General features: G+C 30.7%; 8 protein-coding genes. 7 read left to right on the top strand and 1 reads right to left on the bottom strand.

The genetic code is table 11. The annotated features are described in order from the left end of the window. Window positions 1-15 precede the first annotated feature (15 nt). The 6 genes from VLC96_RS18550 (at window position 16) to VLC96_RS18525 (ending at window position 3,589) form a co-directional block, all read left to right on the top strand. Entirely contained in the window at window positions 16-138 is a 123-nt protein-coding gene (locus tag VLC96_RS18550) for a hypothetical protein (protein WP_325265318.1), read from the top strand. A 142-nt stretch (window positions 139-280) separates the two neighbouring features. Then, complete coding sequence (gene trpA / locus VLC96_RS18545; protein ID WP_325265317.1) at window positions 281-1,042, top strand: tryptophan synthase subunit alpha; 762 nt, start codon at window positions 281-283, stop codon at window positions 1,040-1,042. Between the two features lie 148 nt (window positions 1,043-1,190). Beyond that, window positions 1,191-1,751, top strand: coding sequence for a hypothetical protein (locus VLC96_RS18540; protein WP_325265316.1), 561 nt, complete (start codon window positions 1,191-1,193; stop codon window positions 1,749-1,751). Window positions 1,752-1,846: 95 nt separating this feature from the next. Continuing rightward, the gene (locus VLC96_RS18535; protein ID WP_325265314.1) at window positions 1,847-2,317 is read left to right on the top strand and encodes a nuclear transport factor 2 family protein; all 471 of its coding nucleotides are present in this window, start codon (window positions 1,847-1,849) and stop codon (window positions 2,315-2,317) included. 294 nt (window positions 2,318-2,611) lie between these two features. Next, window positions 2,612-3,100 carry a low affinity iron permease family protein gene (locus tag VLC96_RS18530; RefSeq protein ID WP_325265312.1) on the top strand — a complete coding sequence of 163 codons (489 nt, stop codon included), beginning with the start codon at window positions 2,612-2,614 and terminating at the stop codon, window positions 3,098-3,100. A gap of 36 nt (window positions 3,101-3,136) precedes the next feature. Next, on the top strand, window positions 3,137-3,589 hold the full coding sequence (locus VLC96_RS18525) for a GNAT family N-acetyltransferase (RefSeq protein ID WP_325265310.1): 453 nt from the start codon (window positions 3,137-3,139) through the stop codon (window positions 3,587-3,589). 23 nt (window positions 3,590-3,612) lie between these two features. Here the strand turns inward: VLC96_RS18525 and VLC96_RS18520 are convergent, their stop codons facing one another. Then, window positions 3,613-4,395 (bottom strand): sulfite exporter TauE/SafE family protein, encoded by a 783-nt coding sequence (locus tag VLC96_RS18520; RefSeq protein ID WP_325265309.1) that lies wholly within the window; start codon window positions 4,393-4,395, stop codon window positions 3,613-3,615. Window positions 4,396-4,877: 482 nt separating this feature from the next. Between VLC96_RS18520 and VLC96_RS18515 the strand changes: the two genes are divergently transcribed. Further along, on the top strand, window positions 4,878-5,080 hold a 203-nt coding region (locus VLC96_RS18515; RefSeq protein WP_325265307.1), incomplete at its 3' end, for a 23S rRNA (pseudouridine(1915)-N(3))-methyltransferase RlmH.

The following is a 5,080-nucleotide window of genomic DNA, read 5'->3' as shown; positions in this document are numbered from 1 at the left end:
TTTATAAATGGAACTTTGTACGAAGTTACGATGAAAGAACTCCACCAAACTGATTTATACGAAGGATTACATTACAAACGTGTAGAGGTGCATTTGCAATCCAATCAAAATGCTTGGGCGTATAGTGCTGCGATTTAAATTAGAAAACATTATATTATTCAGATCAGACCTAACAGGTTTTAAAAACCTGTTAGGTCTCTAAAGAATTCCAATAAAATTCATCTTTTGATTGATATAGAATACAATTAGAGATCTTGAAATCTCTATAAAACATTATAAAATGAACAGAATAAATCAGAAATTACAAGAAGATAAAAAAATACTTTCTATCTACTTTTCCGCAGGTTATCCAAATCTAAATGATACTGTACAAATTATTCAGAATTTAGAGAAAAACGGCATCGACATGATCGAAATCGGATTGCCTTTTAGCGATCCGTTAGCAGATGGGCCAACCATTCAAGCGAGTTCTACGACTGCTTTACAAAACGGAATGACTACTCAAATTTTATTTGATCAATTAAAAGATATTCGCAAAACTGTTACGATTCCACTAGTGATCATGGGATATTTTAACCCAATGTTACAGTATGGAATCGAAGCTTTCTGTCAAAAATGTGCAGAAATTGGAATTGATGGTTTAATTATTCCAGATCTTCCTGTAGATGTTTATGCCAATGAATATAAAGCAATATTCGATAAATACGGACTAATCAACATTTTCCTTATTACACCGCAAACTTCTGATGAACGCATTCGTTTTATAGACAGCGTTTCTGATGGTTTTATTTATATGGTAAGTTCGGCGAGCGTTACAGGTTCACAATCAGGTTTTGGAAGCACTCAAGAAGATTATTTCAAACGCATTGCAGAGATGAACTTGAAAAACTCACAAATTGTTGGCTTCGGAATCAACAATGCAGAAACTTTTAACCAAGCCACTAAATATGCTAAAGGCGCTATTATCGGTAGCGCATTCATCAAACATTTATCAGAAGAAGGAACTTCTAAAATCGCAGACTTTGTAAAAGCAATTCGATAATTTTTTTATATCCAATAAAAAACGGCATTTAAAGACAGTTTAAATGCCGTTTTTTTTATTCAAAAGAAAAGATATTTTTCATAAAAAACTAATTATAAGACATTTAAAAACAATTTAACTAATTTTACAAATGAACAAAAAATCAAGTATGATAAAGAATAAAAACTTAGAAGTTCCAAAAGTAATTTTTGACGCAAACGGAGAATTAGTAATTACAGCATCATCAAATTCCTCCAAACATGATTTTGATTTTTTTCAAGGCAAATGGAAACTTCGGAATAAAAAACTAAAAAGTCGTTTAAGCAATTGTGACGAATGGACAGAATTTGAATCAACTCAGGAAATGTATATAGTTCTAAATGGCATTGGAAATATTGACAATTTTCTGGCAACATTTGATGGCGAGCCTTTTGAAGGAATGACCGTCAGACTTTTTAATCCAAAAACCAAATTGTGGAGCATTTACTGGGCTGATTCCAATGAAGGAAAATTGGATCCACCAGTTGTAGGATCTTTTGAAAATAATGTAGCTCACTTTTTTACCAAAGATTTTTTTGACAATAAAAATATTTTAGTCGTTTTTCGTTGGGATGCCAGAGATAAGGACAATCCTGTTTGGAGTCAGGCATTTTCAGACGACAATGGAAAAACGTGGGAATGGAATTGGTATATGTATTTCAGTAAAATAACTGGAACTGCTAAAAAATGATTTTGTTTTAATGAAAATACTCTATAGCTAATTTGTGAATTATTTTTTATATTTACCTGATAATCATCTGTTTACAAATATAAAAACAAACAATTATGAAAACCATTACACTTCCCGTTATTTTAATGCTATTTTTAGTAACAACTCAAATGAAAGCACAATCCCTATCGAAACCCATTCTTGATCAACTAGAGATTACGGAAAAAGATATGTTTGCTGCTACATCAAATGGAGATTCAGAAGCTTTCAAGAAAATATGTGGGCCAGAATACTTTACGATTAATGCCAATGGTGTAGCTATGACACTTGAAGAAGCCATTCCTTTTATTCCAAGATTTAAAGGTTCAACAGTGGAGCTTAGTCAACAAAAACAGCGAGTTTATGGTAATTTTGCTTTGCGAACAGGCTTTGGTAAAGTTTTTATTAATTCACAACTTGTTGCTGAATTTTTATATAGCTCAGGATGGATTTATCGCGACAAAAGATGGCAATTTATTCATTGGCAAGGTACACCTACAGGAATATTACTAGAAGGAAAAGGTATGATCGAACCTCCTAAAAATTAAAAGGCTCCATATAACTTTTCTCCTTTCTCCATTAAATTTCTTTTCAAAAATCAATAGGAGAAAAAATCCTTATGGTAGTTTAGACATTTGCAAATTATTTATAAAAAAACTTCCGAGATAAAACTTTCAAAACTAGTCATTGATAAAACCCGCTAAGACATTCAAAAAATCACCATTCGATTCATTTGTAATTTCAATGCAAATTATATAAACAATTCTCAAAGTTGTATAAGCATAATTGTATGTGAGTAATTAACTTTCATAAGTATTATCAACTATAAAAGTTAAATCACAATGAAAAATAAAAAACAAAATCAAAACAGTGTTTTCGAAAAATTTGCTGCAAATGTTTCAAAAGCCGCAGGTAGTACACCTGCCTTCATAAGCGCTTTTTTACTTGTCGTGGTTTGGGCAATTTCCGGACCTTTTTTTAATTATTCCGAAACCTGGCAATTAGTTATCAATACAGGTACAACAATTATAACTTTTCTGATGGTATTTTTAATTCAAAAAGCTCAAAACAAAGACTCACTTGCTATTCAATTGAAATTAAATGAATTAGTAGCTTCTAGTGAATATGCAAGTAATAGCTTGGTTGATATTGAAAGTATGACTGAAGAAGAAATGATTATTGTTCAAAAATATTATCATAGACTTAATGAACTTTCCAAAAAAGACGAGAGCATCAAAACATCACATTCTATTGACGAAGCGCATGAACAACACAACCGAAAAAATCAAAATAGATCAAAAAGGGATTACGTTAAAACTAAAACCAAATAATTAACTTTACAGGAAACAAAAAAAGAATTAAAAATAATGCAAATAAAAAGAACCACTTCTCAAAATAAAGACTTTCAAAAACTTGTTATTTTACTAGACCAGGATTTAGCAATAAGAGATGGTGAAGATCACGCATTTTACGCTCAATTTGACAAATTAGACAATATTAATCATGTCGTAATTTGCTATAATAATGAAGTAGCTATTGGTTGCGGTGCTTTTAAAGAATTTAATTCTGATACTGTCGAAATTAAGAGAATGTTTGTACATCCCGATTTTAGAGGAAAAGCTATCGCCAGTACTATTTTGAAAGAATTAGAAACTTGGGCAAATGAATATCAATATAACAGCTGTGTTCTCGAAACAGGAAAAAACAATCCAAATGCCATCGCACTATATCAGAAATCAGGCTACCAATTAATTCCAAATTATGATCAATATGAGAATATAGAAACAAGTGTTTGTTTAAAAAAGCACTTGTTGAAATAACCTTTTTAAAATTAATATAAAAATTAACTGATCAATTTGAAGCCTACAAAAAACAGCATTATTGCAATAGCATTTCTAAGTAATAAATCTGGAAGTTTGCCACTTAACATACTTCCCAAATAAATTCCGGGAAGTGAACCTAATAATAATTGTCCCAAAATAGTTAAGTCCAAATTCCCCATAGAGGCATGTCCCAATCCTGCAATAAGAGTCAAAGGTACAGCATGAGCAATTTCAGTACCAACCAAACGAGGCGTTGGCAAAAGTGGATACAAGAAAAATAAAGTAACAGTTCCCAATGCTCCTGCTCCAATTGAAGTAAGAGTAACTGTAGCCCCCAACATAACTCCAATGGCAACAGTTAACAAGTTTTGCGTTTTGCTTTCACTGTGAAATTTATCACCAGCATGTTTTTGTGATAAAACCATGAGTTTCTTTTTGAACAAAATAGCTACTGAAGTAAAAACTAAAGCCCAACCTAAACTATATTTTATCACATTATTTAAAGCTGTCGTATCAGCATTTAAAACATGAAGAACCCATAATGTTACCAAAGCTGCTGGAACACTTCCAAGCGAAAGCCAACCTGTTATTGTCCAGTTGATATTCTTCTTTCGATTATGAACCAGAATCCCTCCAGATTTAGTTATCGCAGCATATAATAAATCAGTTCCAACTGCAGTAGATGGTGGAATACCAAACCACAATAAAATAGGAGTCATTAATGAGCCTCCTCCTACTCCTGTCATACCAACAATAAAACCAACTGTTAATCCTGCAACTATTAAACCTATTTGAAAATCCATAAATTGAGATTTGTATTTTTTTTTGCAAAAATAGAGAAAAGTACTTTATAAAAAGCATCACTATCTTTCCCTATGGGTCTTCAAATTCTCAAAATCATCAATTAATCGATATTGAAGCTTTATTGTAATACCATAAAAATCTACGTTTAATTATGATCTATTGATAATATCATCTTAAATCCGACTATAACTATAGATATTATTTTATTTAGGCAGTTATTTTTGAAAATTCAACAACAACCCTATGGACTTAGTAGGTAATAAAAAATAACAAAAAAAAATTAAAATAAAGTTTTTAAAAAGGAGAAAATAACTATTTTCTTACTTTATGAGGGAATTTAATTTCAAATAAACTAATAAATAGATTAAAGCTTCAGAATAAATTCTTTCAAATGACATTATGAACATTTTAAATGTGTTTTAGTAATAGAAATTTAAATATAATTTGCTTTTAGTAACTTCGCAATTTGAAAATAGTAAAGATGAATATCAAACTTATCGCAATCGGAAAAACCGATAATAAATCATTACAAACTTTAATTGACGATTATACTAAGCGATTGTCTTTTTATATCAAGTTTGATTTGGAAATTATACCCGACATCAAAAACGTAAAAAACTTATCCGAAAGTCAACAAAAAGAAAAAGAAGGAGAACTTATACTATCCAAAATAACGCCAACCGA

This window comes from Flavobacterium sp. (genome assembly GCF_035456085.1).
In the GTDB taxonomy this organism is placed as follows: domain Bacteria; phylum Bacteroidota; class Bacteroidia; order Flavobacteriales; family Flavobacteriaceae; genus Flavobacterium.
The sequence above is the reverse complement of the archived record's forward strand: the minus strand, read 5'-3'. Positions and strand labels throughout refer to the sequence as shown.

Coding starts and splice junctions, on each gene's coding strand:
- trpA (WP_325265317.1), top strand. CDS start 281: ATGAACAGAATAAATCAGAAATTACAAGAAGATAAAAAAATACTTTCT.
- VLC96_RS18540 (WP_325265316.1), top strand. CDS start 1,191: ATGATAAAGAATAAAAACTTAGAAGTTCCAAAAGTAATTTTTGACGCA.
- VLC96_RS18535 (WP_325265314.1), top strand. CDS start 1,847: ATGAAAACCATTACACTTCCCGTTATTTTAATGCTATTTTTAGTAACA.
- VLC96_RS18530 (WP_325265312.1), top strand. CDS start 2,612: ATGAAAAATAAAAAACAAAATCAAAACAGTGTTTTCGAAAAATTTGCT.
- VLC96_RS18525 (WP_325265310.1), top strand. CDS start 3,137: ATGCAAATAAAAAGAACCACTTCTCAAAATAAAGACTTTCAAAAACTT.
- VLC96_RS18520 (WP_325265309.1), bottom strand. CDS start 4,395: ATGGATTTTCAAATAGGTTTAATAGTTGCAGGATTAACAGTTGGTTTT.